The 17219-nt window shown below is 63.6% G+C and carries 17 protein-coding genes; all 17 read left to right on the top strand.

Annotated features, from left to right (window positions below):
- The first annotated feature begins 79 nt into the window (after positions 1–79).
- The 17 genes from IVB01_RS12845 (at position 80) to IVB01_RS12925 (ending at position 17218) form a co-directional block, all read left to right on the top strand.
- Positions 80–2335, top strand: coding sequence for a TonB-dependent siderophore receptor (locus tag IVB01_RS12845; RefSeq protein WP_247494596.1), 2256 nt, complete (start codon positions 80–82; stop codon positions 2333–2335).
- 448 nt (positions 2336–2783) lie between these two features.
- The gene (locus IVB01_RS12850; RefSeq protein ID WP_008136158.1) at positions 2784–3149 is read left to right on the top strand and encodes an NADH-quinone oxidoreductase subunit A; all 366 of its coding nucleotides are present in this window, start codon (positions 2784–2786) and stop codon (positions 3147–3149) included.
- On the top strand, positions 3140–3727 hold the full coding sequence (locus tag IVB01_RS12855; protein WP_247277156.1) for an NADH-quinone oxidoreductase subunit B: 588 nt from the start codon (positions 3140–3142) through the stop codon (positions 3725–3727). Before IVB01_RS12850 ends, IVB01_RS12855 begins: the two co-directional genes overlap by 10 nt.
- Before the next feature lie 11 nt (positions 3728–3738).
- Positions 3739–4353: an NADH-quinone oxidoreductase subunit C gene (locus tag IVB01_RS12860; protein ID WP_247277157.1), complete on the top strand. Its 615-nt coding sequence runs from the start codon at positions 3739–3741 to the stop codon at positions 4351–4353.
- A 2-nt stretch (positions 4354–4355) separates the two neighbouring features.
- Entirely contained in the window at positions 4356–5552 is a 1197-nt protein-coding gene (locus tag IVB01_RS12865) for an NADH-quinone oxidoreductase subunit D (protein ID WP_247277158.1), read from the top strand.
- Entirely contained in the window at positions 5552–6544 is a 993-nt protein-coding gene (locus IVB01_RS12870; protein WP_247277159.1) for an FkbM family methyltransferase, read from the top strand. Before IVB01_RS12865 ends, IVB01_RS12870 begins: the two co-directional genes overlap by 1 nt.
- A 12-nt stretch (positions 6545–6556) precedes the next feature.
- Positions 6557–7168, top strand: coding sequence for an NADH-quinone oxidoreductase subunit NuoE (nuoE, locus tag IVB01_RS12875; RefSeq protein WP_247277160.1), 612 nt, complete (start codon positions 6557–6559; stop codon positions 7166–7168).
- Positions 7168–7374 (top strand): hypothetical protein, encoded by a 207-nt coding sequence (locus IVB01_RS12880; RefSeq protein ID WP_247277161.1) that lies wholly within the window; start codon positions 7168–7170, stop codon positions 7372–7374. Before nuoE ends, IVB01_RS12880 begins: the two co-directional genes overlap by 1 nt.
- 15 nt (positions 7375–7389) lie before the next feature.
- Positions 7390–8715 (top strand): NADH-quinone oxidoreductase subunit NuoF, encoded by a 1326-nt coding sequence (nuoF, locus tag IVB01_RS12885; protein ID WP_247277162.1) that lies wholly within the window; start codon positions 7390–7392, stop codon positions 8713–8715.
- A gap of 4 nt (positions 8716–8719) precedes the next feature.
- Positions 8720–8971, top strand: coding sequence for a hypothetical protein (locus IVB01_RS12890; RefSeq protein ID WP_247277163.1), 252 nt, complete (start codon positions 8720–8722; stop codon positions 8969–8971).
- Between the two features lie 14 nt (positions 8972–8985).
- Positions 8986–11061: an NADH-quinone oxidoreductase subunit NuoG gene (nuoG, locus tag IVB01_RS12895; RefSeq protein ID WP_247277164.1), complete on the top strand. Its 2076-nt coding sequence runs from the start codon at positions 8986–8988 to the stop codon at positions 11059–11061.
- A 10-nt stretch (positions 11062–11071) separates the two neighbouring features.
- Entirely contained in the window at positions 11072–12139 is a 1068-nt protein-coding gene (gene nuoH, locus IVB01_RS12900) for an NADH-quinone oxidoreductase subunit NuoH (RefSeq protein WP_247277165.1), read from the top strand.
- Between the two features lie 14 nt (positions 12140–12153).
- Complete coding sequence (nuoI, locus tag IVB01_RS12905; protein ID WP_026202312.1) at positions 12154–12642, top strand: NADH-quinone oxidoreductase subunit NuoI; 489 nt, start codon at positions 12154–12156, stop codon at positions 12640–12642.
- Between the two features lie 9 nt (positions 12643–12651).
- The gene (locus tag IVB01_RS12910) at positions 12652–13290 is read left to right on the top strand and encodes an NADH-quinone oxidoreductase subunit J (protein WP_247277166.1); all 639 of its coding nucleotides are present in this window, start codon (positions 12652–12654) and stop codon (positions 13288–13290) included.
- Positions 13287–13595: an NADH-quinone oxidoreductase subunit NuoK gene (gene nuoK, locus IVB01_RS12915; RefSeq protein WP_008547737.1), complete on the top strand. Its 309-nt coding sequence runs from the start codon at positions 13287–13289 to the stop codon at positions 13593–13595. The genes IVB01_RS12910 and nuoK overlap by 4 nt, the downstream gene beginning before the upstream one ends.
- An 8-nt stretch (positions 13596–13603) precedes the next feature.
- Positions 13604–15709, top strand: coding sequence for an NADH-quinone oxidoreductase subunit L (gene nuoL, locus IVB01_RS12920; RefSeq protein WP_247277167.1), 2106 nt, complete (start codon positions 13604–13606; stop codon positions 15707–15709).
- Entirely contained in the window at positions 15710–17218 is a 1509-nt protein-coding gene (locus IVB01_RS12925; RefSeq protein WP_247277168.1) for an NADH-quinone oxidoreductase subunit M, read from the top strand.
- The last annotated feature ends 1 nt before the right edge of the window (position 17219 follow it).

The following is a 17219-nucleotide window of genomic DNA, read 5'->3' on the forward strand; positions in this document are numbered from 1 at the left end:
AGCGCATGTCGCCGCGGGGACTGGCGGCATGATGCATCAAAACATGCAGCTTTGGGGTGGCGCGTTGAATAGTCTTGGAATGCTGCGGTCGGCCGTGTTGGCGACCGCATCCGCTTGGGTTTTGGTGCCGCAGGCATCGCCCGCACAAGCATCGGCGCAGAGTGGCGCGCAGAACATTCCGTCGGTGACGGTCACGGCGCCTGAAGCGCGCCGCCGCGCCGCGGCGACCCCTCAGCGCCGTGCGCCGCGCTCGTCGGTGCAGACCGCCAACAGGAACAAGCCGCAGCCGCAGCGCAATGTCGGCGTGGTCGAAACGCCGCTCGGTCCGGTGAACGGCTACGTCGCCGGCCGCAGCTCGTCGGGCACCAAGACCAACACGCCGATCATAGAGACGCCGCAGTCGGTCTCCGTGATCGGTGCCGAGCAGATCCGCGACCAGAAGCCGAACAAGCTCGACGAGGTCCTGCGCTACACCGCCGGCGTGCGCGCCGGGACCTTTGGAGCGGATACCCGCAACGATTGGTGGCTAATCCGCGGCTTTAAGTCCGAGGACATCGGACTGTTCCTCGACGGCATGCAGCTGTTCTACACGTCCTATGCCAGCTGGAAGCTCCAGACGCCCAACATGGAGCGCGTCGAGGTGCTGCGCGGTCCGTCAGCCGTGCTGTATGGCGGATCGAGCCCGAGCGGCATCGTCAACGTCATCAGCAAGATGCCGCCTGCCGAGCCGATCCGCTACATCGAGGCCGGCTTCAACAATTTCGGCAACGCCTATGTCCGCTTCGATTTGGGCGGACCGGTCGCCACCAGCCCTGAGAACGGCAAGCTGTTCGCCCGCGTGCTCGGCCAGGTCCAGAATGGCGGCACGCAGGTCAACTTCACGCCCGACAACAACTACTTCATCGCCCCGTCGGTCACCTGGAAGCCGGATGCCGACACGACCTTGACGGTGCTGGCCTCGGCTTCGAAGCAGGACACCCGCGGCATCAACTTCCTGCCTTACCAGGGCACAGTGACCAGCGCCTCGTTCGGCAAGATTCCCACCAGCTTCTTCATCGGCGATCCCAGCGTCGACAAGTTCACGCGCGAGCAGGAGATGCTCGGCTATCAGTTCGAGCGCAATCTCACCGACGACCTGACATTCCGTCAGAACGCCCGCTTTGCACATGTGGACATCACATACCGCGGCTATGTCGGCAACGGTTGGGCCGACGTCAACACGGCCACTCTCAATCGGTACAATTGGTATGCGAAGAACACGGCCAATCAGGCCAATCTCGACAACCAGCTTGAGTACCGTTTCAACACCGGCCCAGTCGGGCACACCATGCTGTTCGGGGTCGATCTGAGGGGCTACCAGATCGACGACTATCAGGCCTTCGGGTTCGGCGTGCCCGCGATCAACGTCTTCAATCCCGTTTATGGGGCGGCCCAGGTTCCATTACCGAGCGCTCCGTTCCGGAACTTCCTGATCACGCAGAAGCAGGCCGGCACTTATCTCCAGGACCAGATGAAGCTCGGCAACTTCACGCTGGTGCTGAGTGGCCGCAATGACTGGGTCGAGACCACGCAGGACGCCCGCGACACGGGCGTCATGGTCGCCAGCCGCGACGACAGCAGGTTCAGCGGCCGCGCCGGGCTGATTTATAATTTCGACAACGGCATCGCGCCCTACGTCTCCTATTCGACGAGCTACAATCCCATCATCGGCCTCAACGCCCAGAACCAGCTGTTTCTGCCGGAGACCGGCAAGCAGGCCGAAATCGGCGTGAAGGTCGCGCCAAAAGGCTTCGACGGCTATTTCACGGTCTCAGCTTTCGATCTGGTCCGTCAAAATGTCGCGACGACGTTGCCGGGCAGTGTGCCGGTGCTGCAGAACCAGACCGGCGAGGTGACCTCGCGCGGCATCGAGCTCGAAGCGGTGGCCAATGCCACAAGGGAGCTGAAGCTGATCGGCGCCTTCACGGCCTATCATATCTTCAACAGCAAGGATCTCGATCCGGCGCTGGTCGGCAAGACGCCGACCAACACGCCTGAACTCCTGGTCTCGGGGTGGGCCGACTACACGTTCAAGGACGGACCGTTGGAAGGATTCGGGTTCGGCGGCGGTGTGCGCTACGTCGGCTCCTCCTGGGCCGATACTGCCAACACTCTCGAGGTACCCGCGGTGGTGCTCGGCGATCTCGCGGTCCACTACGAATGGCAGAACTGGCGGACGGCGCTCAACGTGATCAACGTGACCGACAAGATGTACGTCGCGAGCTGCGCGTCGGCCACGTCCTGCTTCTACGGCGACCGCCGGCGCGTGACCGCCAGCGTCTCCTACAAGTGGTAGGCGCGGGCGAGCGGCGGCAATCGTGAAGGCGCGCACGGCCAGGCTCTGGTCCGCGGTCCACACCTGAACCAGCCTGATCTCGACCGTTTTCTGCTGCTCTGCCCGACCGGCCTGCCGCTCTATCGCCAGGCCTCGGGGGCGGTGGGAGCCCCTGTCCTGATTGTAATCTGGACTTTGCTGCGCCTCGGCCTAGATTAAGGTGCGCCTTCCCAATTAGTGGCCGTCACGGCCGAGCGCGCCTGGACTGATCGGGGATCGCCCTTGCTGGGTCGGCTGATCTGCTCCATACCAGCGCGGGGTGATTCCGGGATTTCCACCGTTCTGGGAGCGGCAAAGGGCCTGAAAAGAGCGTGTCTTGCGCCCATTGGTGCACTGCGCTAAGGCTCAGAATAATTCCAAATCGGACGAATCCGTGGCTGTCCCGAGGCTGCGGGAAAAAGGGCTCGTCATGAGCGGCATTCTACAGAACTATCTTCCACTCGTCGTCTTTATAGGGGTAGCGGGCCTCATCGGCCTCGTGCTGCTGATCGCGCCCTTCATCGTGGCGTTTCAGCAGCCGGACCCGGAAAAGCTGTCGGCGTATGAGTGCGGTTTCAACGCCTTCGACGACGCCCGCATGAAGTTCGACGTCCGCTTCTATCTGGTCGCCATCCTCTTCATCATCTTCGACCTCGAGGTGGCGTTCCTGTTTCCCTGGGCGGTGGCGTTCGGCAAGCTTGGCGCGACCGGCTTCTGGTCCATGGTGGTGTTCCTGGCCGTGCTGACGGTCGGGTTCGCCTATGAATGGAAGAAGGGAGCACTCGAATGGGATTGAACCCTGCATCGTCCACGGGTCCGGTTGTTGCGCCGGCCTCCAAGGGCATACTGGATCCGTCGACCGGCAAGCCGGTCGGGGCCAATGATCCGTTCTTCCTTGAGGTCAATTCCGAACTGTCCGACAAGGGCTTCTTCGTGGCCGCGACCGACGACCTCATCACCTGGGCGCGCACCGGCTCCTTGATGTGGATGACCTTCGGTCTCGCATGCTGCGCGGTCGAGATGATGCAAGTCTCGATGCCGCGTTACGACGTCGAGCGCTTCGGCTTCGCGCCGCGCGCCTCGCCGCGCCAGTCCGACGTGATGATCGTCGCCGGCACCCTGACCAACAAGATGGCCCCGGCGCTGCGCAAGGTCTACGACCAGATGCCCGAGCCGCGCTACGTCATCTCGATGGGCTCCTGCGCCAACGGCGGGGGGTACTACCACTATTCCTACTCGGTCGTGCGCGGCTGCGACCGCATCGTGCCGATCGACATCTACGTGCCGGGCTGCCCGCCCACGGCGGAAGCGCTGCTCTATGGCGTGCTGCTGCTTCAAAAGAAGATTCGCCGCACCGGCACCATCGAACGCTAAGGTTTTACGTCATGGACGACGCCAAGCTCGACGCCCTGGGGCAGACGATCGTTAGCGCGCTGCCGGGCGCCGCCACCGGTCACGCGGTGGCCTTCAACCAGCTCACGGTGGACGTCGACGCGAGCAAGATTGTCGAGGTGGTCAAGTACCTCCGTGACGATCCGAACTGCCGCTTCGTCAACTTCACCGACATCACGGCGGTGGACTATCCGGATCGCGAGAAGCGCTTCGACGTGATCTATCACTTCCTGTCGCCGACGCTGAACACGCGGATCCGGCTCAGGGCCCAGGCCGACGAGACCACCCAGGTGCCCTCGCTGATCGATGTGTTCCCTGGCGCCGACTGGTTCGAGCGTGAGGCCTATGACCTCTACGGCGTGATCTTCGTCGGCCATCCCGACATGCGCCGCATCCTCACCGATTACGGTTTCGAGGGGCATCCGCTGCGCAAGGATTTCCCGCTCACCGGCTTCGTCGAGGTCCGCTACGACGACCAGGAGAAGCGCGTGGTCTACGAGCCTGTCAGGCTCAACCAGGAATTCCGCAAGTTCGATTTTCTCTCGCCGTGGGAGGGGGCGGACTATCCGGTCCTTCCGGGCGACGAAAAAGCGGGGCCGAAGGTCTGATCATGAACGAGCAACCGCAAAATCTCCGCAACTTCACCATCAATTTTGGACCGCAGCATCCCGCGGCCCATGGCGTGTTGCGTCTTGTGCTCGAATTGGACGGCGAAGTTGTCGAACGCGTCGATCCCCATATCGGCCTTCTTCACCGCGGCACCGAGAAGCTGATCGAGCAGAAGACCTACCTGCAGGCGATCCCTTATTTTGACCGGCTCGACTACGTCGCGCCGATGAACCAGGAGCACGCGTTCTGCCTCGCTGCCGAAAAGCTGCTCGGCATCGAGGTGCCGCGCCGCGGCCAGCTGATCCGCGTGCTCTATTGCGAGATCGGCCGCATCCTGTCGCATCTGCTCAACGTCACCACGCAGGCCATGGATGTCGGCGCGCTGACCCCGCCGCTGTGGGGTTTCGAAGAGCGCGAGAAGCTGATGGTGTTCTACGAGCGCGCTTCGGGCAGCCGCATGCATGCCGCCTATTTCCGCGTCGGCGGCGTGCACCAGGACCTGCCGCAGAAGCTGGTCGACGACATCGAGGCCTGGTGCGATCCGTTCCTGAAAGTGGTGGACGACCTCGATCGCCTGCTCACCGCCAACCGCATCTTCAAGCAGCGCAACGTCGACATCGGCGTCGTGCCGCTCAAGGAAGCCTGGGAGTGGGGCTTTTCGGGCGTGATGGTGCGCGGCTCGGGTGCAGCCTGGGACCTGCGCAAGTCGCAGCCCTATGAATGCTACGCCGAGATGGATTTCGACATTCCAATCGGCAAGAACGGCGACTGCTACGATCGCTACCTGATCCGCATGGAAGAGATGCGCCAGTCCGTGCGCATCATGAAGCAGTGCATCCAGAAGCTGAACGCGCCCGATGGCAAGGGGCCCATCGTCGTCGCCGACAACAAGGTCGCGCCGCCGCGCCGCGGCGAGATGAAGCGCTCGATGGAAGCGCTGATCCACCACTTCAAGCTCTACACCGAAGGCGTCCACGTGCCGGCCGGCGAAGTCTATGCTGCGGTCGAGGCGCCGAAGGGCGAGTTCGGCGTCTATCTCGTCTCCGACGGCACCAACAAGCCCTACAAGTGCAAGATCCGCGCGCCGGGCTTTGCCCATCTCCAGGCCATGGACCACATCTGCCGCGGCCATCTGCTCGCCGACGTCTCGGCCATCCTCGGCTCCCTCGACATCGTGTTCGGAGAGGTCGATCGGTGATGGCGCAGGCGCCAATTCAGTTTGACCGTGCCTCGGGGGCCCTTGAAGGGGCCAACCTGTGGGAGCGGACGGCTGCCTTGGCGCTAGTTACAGGATCGAAGATCTCGTCGCACTTTTCGCATATGGGCTACATCGCCTGCGCGAACCTGCTGCGGAAGACGCTGCCCGAGCGCAACATCGCGATCAGGCTCAATCCCGACGCGGTATTCGAATTTCCTTACGGCGACGGTTATTGGAGCAAGCTGCTCAACCGCTCCTACAATTACGAGGACGAGCTCGAGCTGTTGTTTTCCGACTCCGTCGACGTCGACTACACGCTGCTCGATTGCGGCGCCAATTACGGCTACTGGTCGGTGCTGGTGTCGAGCAGGCCGTTCGGTTCGCACAAGGCGATCGCGATCGAGCCGTCGGGCCAGAACTATCCGAAGCTCGCCAACAACGCCCGCGTCAACGGCAACCGCTTCGAGACGATGAAGTGCGCGATCGGCGCAGCCCGCGGCACCGCGCGGCTATCCGGCACCAAGCACGAGGCCTTCAGCATCGCCGGCAATCCCTCCGCGGGCGGCGAGGAGGTGCCTGTCATCGCGCTCGACGACCTGATCGACGATGGCAAGGTTGCCGCCGCTGGCAAGTACCTGATCAAGCTCGACGTCGAGGGCGTCGAGATCGAGGCGATCAAGGGCGGGGCCCGGCTGCTCCAGGCCGACAGCGTCATCATGTGCGAGGAGCACGGCAGCGACCGCTCCCATGCCGTGTCGCGCTACATCCTCGAACAGACCCCGCTGAAGCTGATCGTGTTCGATCCGCGCAGCAACCGGATGGAGACCGTGACCGAGCTGTCGATCCTCGACCGCATCAAGGTCTCGACCCACGTCGGCTACAACGTTTTCGGCACCGCGAGCGCATTCTGGCAGGACAGGATCGAAGCCCTGAATGCCAAGAACCTGAACGCCAAGAACCCGAATGCCAAGACCGCGCGCCGCATGCAATGAGAGATTGAAGCCATGTCCGTTCGCCGATTAGCACCGAAGGAAGTCCAGCCCGCGAGCTTTGCGTTCACGGCGGAGAACCTCGCATTCGCCAGGCAGCAGATCGCGAAATATCCGGCCGGACGCCAGGCCTCCGCTGTCATCGCCATCCTCTGGCGCGCGCAGGAGCAGAACGAGGGCTGGGTCTCGGAAGCCGCAATCCGCGTGATCGCCGACATGCTCGACATGCCCTATATCCGCGTGCTGGAAGTCGCGACCTTCTACACGATGTTCCAGCTCGCGCCGGTCGGCAAGAAGGCCCACGTCCAGGTTTGCGGCACCACGCCGTGCCGCCTGCGCGGTGCCGAGGATCTAATCCATGTGTGCGAGCACCGCATCCATCACGAGCCCTTCCATCTGTCCAAGGACGGCAATTTCAGCTGGGAAGAGGTGGAGTGCCTGGGGGCCTGCGTGAACGCGCCGATGGTGCTGATCGGTAAGGACACCTATGAGGACCTGACCAAGGAGAGCTTCGGCAAGGTGCTCGACGGTTTTGCTTCGGGCAATCCGCCCAAGCCGGGTCCGCAGAACGGCCGCCAGTTCTCGGCGCCGATCACCGGGCCGACCACGCTGAAGGAGGTCACCTGATGCGTGATCTCTCGTCGCGTTCAGTGCAGGGGAGCGGTGCCGTGAAGAAGTGGGGCTTCATCGCCATGCACGCCGCCGTGGCGGCCGTGTTCATCTTCCTGCTGCAGCGTTTCAGCCTGAACGCATCGCTGGAATCCAGCCTGCTCTGGGCGCTGACGTTTGGCGTCTGCGCCGCCGGACTTGCCTACAAGCAGTCCAATCGTTGATCGGAAAGCACTGAAATGCTCGAGGACAAGGACCGCATCTTCAAGAACCTCTACGGCCTCCACGATTGGGGGCTCGAGGGCGCGCGGCGCCGCGGCGCCTGGGATGGCACCAAGGCCATCGTCGATAAGGGCCGCGACTGGATCATCAACGAGATGAAGGCCTCGGGGCTCCGCGGCCGCGGCGGCGCCGGCTTTCCCACCGGCCTGAAATGGTCGTTCATGCCGAAGGAATCGACCGACGGCCGGCCGAGCTATCTCGTCGTCAATGCCGACGAATCCGAGCCCGGCACCTGCAAGGACCGCGAGATCATGCGGCATGATCCGCACCTGTTGGTCGAGGGCTGCCTGATCGCAAGCTTCGCGATGAATGCGCATGCCTGCTACATCTACGTCCGCGGCGAGTTCATCCGCGAGCGCGAACGTCTCCAGGCCGCGATCGACCAGGCCTATGAGGCCAAGCTGGTCGGCAAGGACAATGTCAACGGCTGGCCGTTCGACATCTATGTCGCGCACGGCGCCGGGGCCTATATCTGCGGCGAGGAGACCGCGCTGCTCGAAAGCCTCGAGGGCAAGAAGGGCCAGCCACGGCTGAAGCCGCCGTTCCCGGCCAATGTCGGTCTGTTCGGCTGCCCGACCACCGTCAACAACGTCGAGTCGATCGCCGTCGCGCCGGACATTCTGCGCCGTGGCGCGGCCTGGTTCGCCGGCATCGGCCGTCCGAACAATGTCGGCACCAAACTCTTCTGCATCTCCGGCCATGTCGAGCGGCCCTGCAACGTCGAAGAGGCCATGGGCATTCCGTTCCGTGAGCTGATCGACAAGCATTGCGGCGGCATCCGCGGCGGCTGGGACAATCTCAAGGCCGTGATCCCCGGCGGCTCGTCGGTGCGCATGGTGCCGGCCGAGCAGATCATCGACACGCCGATGGATTTCGACAGCTTGAGCAAGCTGCGCTCGGGCCTCGGCACCGCGGCCGTGATCGTGATGGACAAGTCGACCGATTTGATCCGTGCGATCGCTCGCATCTCCTATTTCTACAAGCATGAGAGCTGTGGCCAGTGCACGCCGTGCCGCGAGGGCACGGGGTGGATGTGGCGCGTGCTGACCCGCATGGCCGAGGGCCGTGCGCATAAGCGCGAGATCGACATGCTGCTGGAGGTGACGAAGCAGGTCGAGGGCCACACCATCTGCGCGCTCGGCGATGCGGCGGCCTGGCCGATCCAGGGCCTTATCGCGCATTTCCGTCACGAGATCGAAGCGCGCATCGACCAGTATTCCCACAAGGCCGATGTCGACGATATCGGCGTCCGCGATCCCGTGCACATGGTCGCGGCGGAGTAGGGCGATGACCGACCAGCCGGACAACATCGTGCTCGTTTATCTTCGTCGGATCGACGAAAAGCTCGATCGCGTGTCCGCGGATGTGAGCGATCTGAAGACCCGCGTCACCAACGTTGAAGAGAGAATGGGCCACATTGATTTGAGGCTGGCGCAGGTCGAGATCGCCATTGCGGGCATCGACCCACGGATCGATCGCGTTGAAGAACGGCTGGACCGTATCGAGCGGCGTCTCGATCTGGTCGATCAGCCGCACTGAGAAAGACTTAAGGTATGACCAAGCTCATCATCGACGGCAAAGAGATCGATGTCCCCGCCGAATATACGCTGCTTCAGGCGTGTGAGGCCGCGGGCGCCGAGATTCCGCGCTTCTGCTATCACGAGCGGCTGTCGATCGCCGGCAATTGCCGGATGTGCCTCGTCGAAGTGAAGGGCGGCCCGAAGCCGGTCGCGAGCTGCGCCTGGGGCGTGCGCGACTGCCGTCCGGGCCCCAAGGGCGAGCCGCCGGAGATTTCGACGCGTTCGCCGATGGTGAAGAAGGCGCGCGAAGGCGTGATGGAATTCCTTCTCATCAACCATCCGCTGGATTGCCCGATCTGCGACCAGGGCGGCGAGTGCGACCTCCAGGACCAGGCGATGGGCTATGGTGTCGACACCAGCCGCTTTGCCGAGAACAAGCGCGCGGTCGAGGACAAATATCTCGGCGCGCTGGTCAAGACCTCGATGAACCGCTGCATCCAGTGCACGCGCTGCGTCCGCTTCTCGGCGGAAGTGGCCGGCGCCCCTGAGATGGGCGCGACCGGGCGCGGCGAGGACATGGAGATCACGACCTATCTCGAGCATGCGCTGACGTCGGAATTGCAGGGCAATCTCGTCGACATCTGCCCGGTCGGCGCGCTGACTTCCAAGCCTTATGCGTTTGCGGCGCGTCCCTGGGAGCTCGGCAAGACCCAGTCGATTGACGTGATGGACGGCCTGGGATCGGCGATCCGCGTCGACACCCGCGGCCGCGAGGTGATGCGTATCCTGCCGCGCATCAACGAGGCCGTGAACGAGGAGTGGATCTCCGACAAGACGCGCCACGTCGTCGACGGTTTGCGCACCCAGCGCCTCGACCGGCCCTATATCCGCGAAGCCGGCAAGCTGCGCGCGGCGAGCTGGCCCGAGGCCTTCGCCGCCATCGCCGCCAAGGCGGCGCGCACCGACGGCAAGCGCATCGGCGCGATCGCCGGCGACCTCGCCGGCGTCGAGGAGATGTTCGCGCTAAAGGATCTGCTCGCCAAGTATGGCTCGACCAATCTGGCGGTGCAGGGCGGCGACGCCTTCGATCCCGCGCTCGGCCGCGGCGCCTACATCTTCAACCCGACGCTGGCAGGCGTGGAGCAGGCCGACGCGCTGCTCATCATCGGCGCCAATCCTCGGAAAGAGGCGGTGGTGTTCAACGCCCGCATCCGCAAGCGCTGGCGCGCCGGCGGCTTCAAGGTCGGCCTGATCGGCCCCAAGGCTGACCTGACCTATCACTACGACCATCTCGGCGCGGGCACCGAGACGCTCAGTGATCTGGCGGCCGGCAAGCACTCCTTCATGGAGGTGCTGAAGGACGCCAAGACGCCGATCATCCTGGTCGGCGCGGGCGCGGCCTCGCGTCACGACGGCGCCGCCATTCTCGCCGCGAGCGCCAAGCTCGCGCTCGACGTCGGCGCGGTGAAGGACGGCTGGAACGGCTTTGGCGTGCTGCACGAGACCGCCTCGCGCGTCGGTGCGCTCGACATCGGCTTCTCCGCCACGGCGGGCGGGCTCAACGCGGCGCAGATGACCACGTTCGGAACGCTTGACCTGCTATTCCTGCTCGGCGCAGACGAGATCAAGGCGCCGGACGGCACCTTCGTCGTCTATATCGGCACCCATGGCGACCGCGGCGCGCATCGCGCCGACGTCATCCTGCCGGCCGCCGCCTACACCGAGAAGTCGGCGATCTATGTCAACACCGAAGGTCGGGTGCAGATGACTGGCCGCGCCGCGTTCCCGCCGGGCGAAGCTCGCGAGGACTGGGCGATCATTCGTGCGCTGTCGGAAGCGCTCGGCAAGAAGCTCGGCTATGACTCGCTCGCGCAGCTTCGCCAGGCTATCTTCAAGGCCGTGCCGCATCTGATCCGTCTCGACCAGATCGAGGCCGGTTCCGCCGACCAGATCAAGAAGCTGGCGGGGAAGGGCGGCTCGCCCGAGAAGGCGCCGTTCAAGCCGCTGGTCGAGGACTTCTACCTGACCAACCCAATCGCGCGTGCGTCCGCCGTGATGGCAGAATGTTCGCGCCTCGCCTCCGGGCACATGCTGACCGCAGCGGAGTGAGCGTGATCTGATGGAATTCTTCGAAAGCGCATTCTGGACCGGTTTCCTCTGGCCATTGATCATCATGGTCGCCGAGAGCGTGCTGGTGCTTGTTGTCCTCTTGGTCGCGATCGCCTATATCCTGCTCGCCGACCGCAAGATCTGGGCGGCGGTGCAGATCCGGCGCGGCCCGAACGTGGTCGGACCCTGGGGCCTGCTCCAGTCCTTCGCGGACTTGCTCAAGTTCGTGCTGAAGGAGCCGATCATCCCTGCCGGCGCCAACAAGGGCGTATTCCTGCTGGCACCGCTGGTCTCCTGCGTGCTCGCGCTCGCCGCCTGGGCCGTGATCCCGACCAATCTCGGCTGGGTGATCTCCGACATCAATGTCGGCATCCTTTTCATCTTCGCGATCTCGTCGCTGTCGATCTACGGCATCATTATGGCCGGCTGGTCGTCGAACTCGAAATACCCGTTCCTGGCCGCGCTGCGCTCGGCGGCGCAGATGGTGTCGTACGAGGTCTCGATCGGCTTCGTCATCATCACGGTGCTGCTCTGCGCCGGCACGCTGAACCTGTCGGCCGTGGTCGAGGCTCAGCATGCGCGCGGCCTTGCCAGCCTGATCGGGCTGCCGCAGCTCACCATCCTGAACTGGTACGTCTGGCCGCTGTTCCCGATGTTCGTGGTGTTCTACGTCTCGGCGCTGGCAGAAACCAACCGTCCGCCCTTCGACCTCGTCGAAGCCGAATCCGAGCTCGTCGCGGGCTTCATGGTCGAATACGGCTCGACGCCGTACCTCTTGTTCATGCTCGGCGAGTATGTCGCGATCGTCACGATGTGCGCGATGGCGACGATCCTGTTCCTCGGAGGCTGGCTGCCGCCGGTCGACCTGCCGCCCTTCAACTGGGTGCCGGGGATCATCTGGTTCTCCCTGAAACTATTCTTCATGTTCTTCCTGTTCGCGATGGCCAAGGCGATCGTGCCGCGCTACCGCTACGATCAACTGATGCGTCTCGGCTGGAAGGTGTTCCTGCCGATCTCGCTGGCGATGGTGATCGTGGTGGCCGGCGTGCTGCATTTCGCCGGCATCGCGCCGAAGTGAGGACCGTCATGGGTATCAACGTCAACGCCACTGCACGCTCGCTTCTGCTGTCGGAATTCGTCTCGGCGTTCTTCCTCGCCATGCGCTATTTCTTCCAGCCGAAGCCGACGCTGAACTACCCGTTCGAGAAGGGCCCGATCTCGCCGCGCTTCCGCGGCGAGCATGCGCTGCGCCGCTATCCGAACGGCGAAGAACGCTGCATCGCCTGCAAGCTGTGCGAAGCGGTCTGCCCGGCGCAGGCCATCACCATCGAGGCCGGCCCGCGCCGCAACGACGGCACCCGCCGCACCGTGCGCTACGACATCGACATGGTGAAGTGCATCTATTGTGGCCTCTGCCAGGAGGCCTGTCCGGTCGACGCCATCGTCGAAGGTCCGAACTTTGAGTTCGCGACCGAGACCCGCGAGGAGCTGTTCTATGACAAGGCCAAGCTGCTCGCCAATGGCGACCGCTGGGAACGCGAGATCGCGAAAGCGATCGAGCTCGACGCGCCGTACCGGTGAGATGAGAGTATGATCCTTCCCGCGCTGTTCTTCTATCTGTTCGCCAGCGTCTGCGTCGCGTCGGCGGTGATGGTGATTGTGTCGCGCAATCCCGTGCACTCCGTGCTGTACCTGATCCTGGCCTTCGTCAACGCCTCCGGTCTGTTCGTGCTGATGGGTGCCGAATTCCTGGCGATGATCCTGATCGTCGTCTATGTCGGCGCCGTCGCGGTGCTGTTCCTGTTCGTGATCATGATGCTCGACGTCGACTTCCTCGAGCTGCGCGAGGGCTTCATCGAGTACTTGCCTGTCGGCCTCGTGGTCGGCGGCATCTTCCTGTTCGAGCTGCTGCTCACCGTCGGCTTCTGGGTCATCAATCCGAGCGTCAGCAAGACGATCACGGCGGCGATCCCGGCCAATGTCAGCAACACCGAGGCGCTCGGTCTCGTGCTCTATACGAAGTACATCCACTACTTCCAGCTCTCGGGCATGGTGCTGCTGGTCGCCATGATCGGCGCCATCGTGCTGACGCTGCGTCACAAGGCGAGCGTGAAGCGGCAGGACATCAACGTTCAGAACGCGCGCACGCCGGAAATGGCGATGGCGATGCGCAAGGTGGCGCCGGGGCAGGGGCTTTCGGATGCCGACGCGGCGGAGTGGGTGAAATGACGATCGGGCTCGGACACTATCTGGCGGTCGGCGCGATCCTGTTCACGCTCGGCATCCTCGGCATCTTCCTGAACCGCAAGAACATCATCGTCATCCTGATGTCGATCGAGCTGATCCTGCTCTCGGTCAACATCAACCTCGTGGCGTTCTCGACCTTCCTCGGCGACATCGTCGGCCAGGTCTTCGCGCTTTTGGTGCTGACCGTCGCCGCCGCCGAAGCCGCGATCGGTCTCGCCATCCTGGTGGTCTATTTCCGCAACCGCGGCTCGATCGCGGTTGAGGACGTCAATCTGATGAAGGGCTGAGCTCTCAAATGGTTCAGGCAATCGTTTTCCTGCCTCTGCTGGGCGCCATTCTGGCTGGCCTGATCGCGCTCGTGGGCGCGCACGCCCGCAACCCCTCGGGTGACGAGGTCGAGCATCACGGGGACCACGGCCACGGCGCGCACGCCCATGCGTCCGATACGATCAACGAGGATGCGTCCGTCATCCACGAAACCCATCACGAGCCCGGCGACGGACATGACGATCATGGCCACGGCCCGACTGAGCCGCCGGCCGCGGGCTCGCGCGGCGCCGAGCTGATCACGACCGCGCTCTTGTTTGTGTCGGCGGCCTTGTCCTGGATGACGCTGGTCGATGTCGGTTTCATGCACCACGACGCGCGCATCCAGCTGCTGCCCTGGATCTTCTCCGGCGACCTCCAGGTCTGGTGGACGCTGCGGGTCGACACGCTGACGGCCGTGATGCTGGTGGTGGTGACCACCGTGTCCTCGCTCGTGCACCTCTATTCCATCGGCTACATGGACGAGGACCCGAACCGGCCGCGCTTCTTCGGCTATCTCTCGCTGTTCACCTTCGCGATGCTGATGCTGGTGACCGCGGACAACCTCGTGCAGCTGTTCTTCGGCTGGGAAGGCGTGGGTCTGGCCAGCTATCTCCTGATCGGATTCTGGTACCAGAAGCCGTCAGCGAATGCGGCGGCGATCAAGGCCTTCGTGGTCAACCGCGTCGGCGATTTCGGCTTCGCGCTCGGCATCTTCGCGATCTTCATGCTGGTCGGCTCGACCGACTTCGAGACCATCTTCCATGCCGCACCCGGCCTGACCGGCAAGACCATCGACTTCCTCGGCTGGCACGCCGACGCGCTGACCCTGACCTGCCTGCTGCTCTTCATGGGCGCGATGGGCAAGTCGGCGCAGTTCCTGCTGCACACCTGGTTGCCGGACGCGATGGAGGGTCCGACGCCGGTCTCCGCGCTCATTCACGCCGCGACCATGGTCACTGCGGGCGTGTTCATGGTGGCGCGGCTGTCGCCGCTGTTCGAGCTCGCCCCGAACGCTCAGGCCGTCGTGATGTTCTTCGGCGCCACCACCGCGTTCTTCGCGGCGACCATCGGCCTCGTCCAGAACGACATCAAGCGCATCGTCGCCTATTCGACCTGTTCGCAGCTCGGCTACATGTTCGTGGCGATGGGAGCCGGCGCCTATTCGGTCGGCATGTTCCACCTGTTCACCCACGCCTTCTTCAAGGCGCTGCTGTTCTTGGGTTCCGGCTCGGTGATCTACGCGATGCACCACGAGCAGGACATCCGCAACATGGGCGGCCTCTGGCGCAAGATCCCTTACACCTACGCGGTGATGGTGGTCGGCACGCTGGCCCTGACCGGCTTCCCACTCACCGCCGGCTACTTCTCCAAGGATGCGATCATCGAGTCCGCCTACGCCGCGCACAACCCGTTCGGCGTCTACGGCTTCCTGATGACGGTCGCTGCCGCGGGCCTGACCTCGTTCTACTCCTGGCGCCTGATCTTCAAGACCTTCCACGGCGAACCGCATGACGAGCATCATTACGAGGCCGCGCATGAGGCTCCGATCTGGATGCTGATCCCGATCGGCGTGCTCGCGGTCGGCTCATTCGTCGCCGGCTTGCCGTTCAAGGAGCTGTTCGCCGGCCACGGCATCGAGGAGTTCTTCCGCGAATCCGTGAAGATGAACCCGCACATCATCGAGGAGATGCACCACATCCCCGAGACCATCGCCTTCCTGCCCACGGTGATGATGGTGCTGGGCTTCCTGGTGTCGTACCTGTTCTATATCCGCGCGCCCTATCTGCCGGTCGAGCTCGCGAAGACGCAGCCGATGCTGTACCAGTTCCTGCTCAACAAATGGTACTTCGACGAGCTCTACGACATCATCTTTGTCCGTCCGGCGAAGTGGATTGGTTATCAGCTCTGGAAGAAGGGCGATGGCTTCATCATCGACGGACTCGGTCCCGACGGCATCTCGGCGCGGGTCCTGGACGTCACTCGCAACGTCGTGAAGATCCAGACCGGCTATCTCTATCACTACGCATTCGCCATGCTGATCGGCGCCGCCAGCCTGATCACCTGGTTCATGTTCGGCTTTGGAGGCCAGTAAATGACAACCTGGCCCATCCTTTCGGTCACGACGTTCCTGCCGCTGGTCGGAGCGCTGATCGTCTATCTCAGCCGCGGCGATGACGAGGCGGCCAAGCGCAACTCGCGCTGGATTGCGCTCTGGACCACGCTGATCACCTTTGCGGTGTCGGTGATCCTGGTCATGCGCTTCGATCCCGCAAACCCCGACTTCCAGTTCGTCGAGAAGGCGAACTGGCTCGCCACCGGCATCACCTACCACATGGGCGTCGACGGCATTTCGCTGCCGCTCGTGATCCTGACCACCGCGATCATGCCGTTCTGCATCATTGCGAGCTGGAAGGCGGTTACGAACCGCGTCCGCGAATACATGATGGCGTTCCTGATCCTGGAAACGCTGATGATCGGCACCTTCTCGGCGCTCGATCTCGTGCTGTTCTACCTGTTCTTTGAAGGCGGCCTGATCCCGATGTTCCTGATCATCGGCGTCTGGGGCGGTCCGCGCCGGGTCTATGCGTCATTTAAGTTCTTCCTCTACACGCTGCTCGGCTCGGTCTTGATGCTGCTCGCCATCATGGCGCTGTATTGGAACGGCGGCACCACCGATATCCCGACCCTGATGCACACCGCCGTGCCGCGCTCCTTGCAGACCTGGGCGTGGCTGGCCTTCTTCGCCTCGTTCGCGGTGAAGATGCCGATGTGGCCGGTGCACACCTGGCTGCCCGACGCGCACGTCGAGGCGCCGACCGCGGGCTCGGTCGTCCTTGCCGCGATCCTCTTGAAGATGGGCGGCTACGGCTTCCTGCGCTTCTCGCTGCCGATGTTCCCGCTGGCCTCGCATGACTTCGCGCCGCTGATCTTCACGCTCTCGGCCATCGCCATCATCTACACCTCGCTGGTGGCGTTGATGCAGGAGGACATGAAGAAGCTGATCGCGTACTCGTCCGTGGCGCATATGGGCTTCGTCACAATGGGCATCTTCGCCGGCACCATGCAGGGCGTCGCCGGCGGCATGTTCCAGATGATCTCGCACGGCATCGTCTCCGGTGCGCTGTTCCTCTGCGTCGGTGTCGTCTACGACCGCCTGCACACCCGCGAGATCGCGGCCTATGGCGGCCTCGTCAACCGGATGCCGCTCTACGCGATGACCTTCATGGTCTTCACCATGGCCAATGTCGGTCTGCCCGGGACGAGCGGCTTCGTCGGCGAGTTCATGACGCTGCTCGGCACCTTCAAGGTCTCGATCCCGACCGCGTTCTTCGCCACCTTCGGCGTGATCCTGTCGGCAGGTTACGCGCTGTGGCTCTACCGCAAGGTCGTGTTCGGGGCGCTGGTCAAGCCGTCGCTGATGAGCATGAAAGATCTCACCTTGCGTGAATGCGTGACGCTGTTCCCGCTGATTGCGCTGACGATCCTGTTCGGTGTCTATCCGAAGCCGGTGCTCGACATGTCGGCCGCCTCGGTCCAGCAACTCGTCAACAACTACAACACCGCTGTGACGGCCGTGAAGGCCGCCGCACTGCTCCAGTGAT

This window comes from Bradyrhizobium sp. 164 (assembly GCF_023073715.1).
Lineage (GTDB): Bacteria > Pseudomonadota > Alphaproteobacteria > Rhizobiales > Xanthobacteraceae > Bradyrhizobium.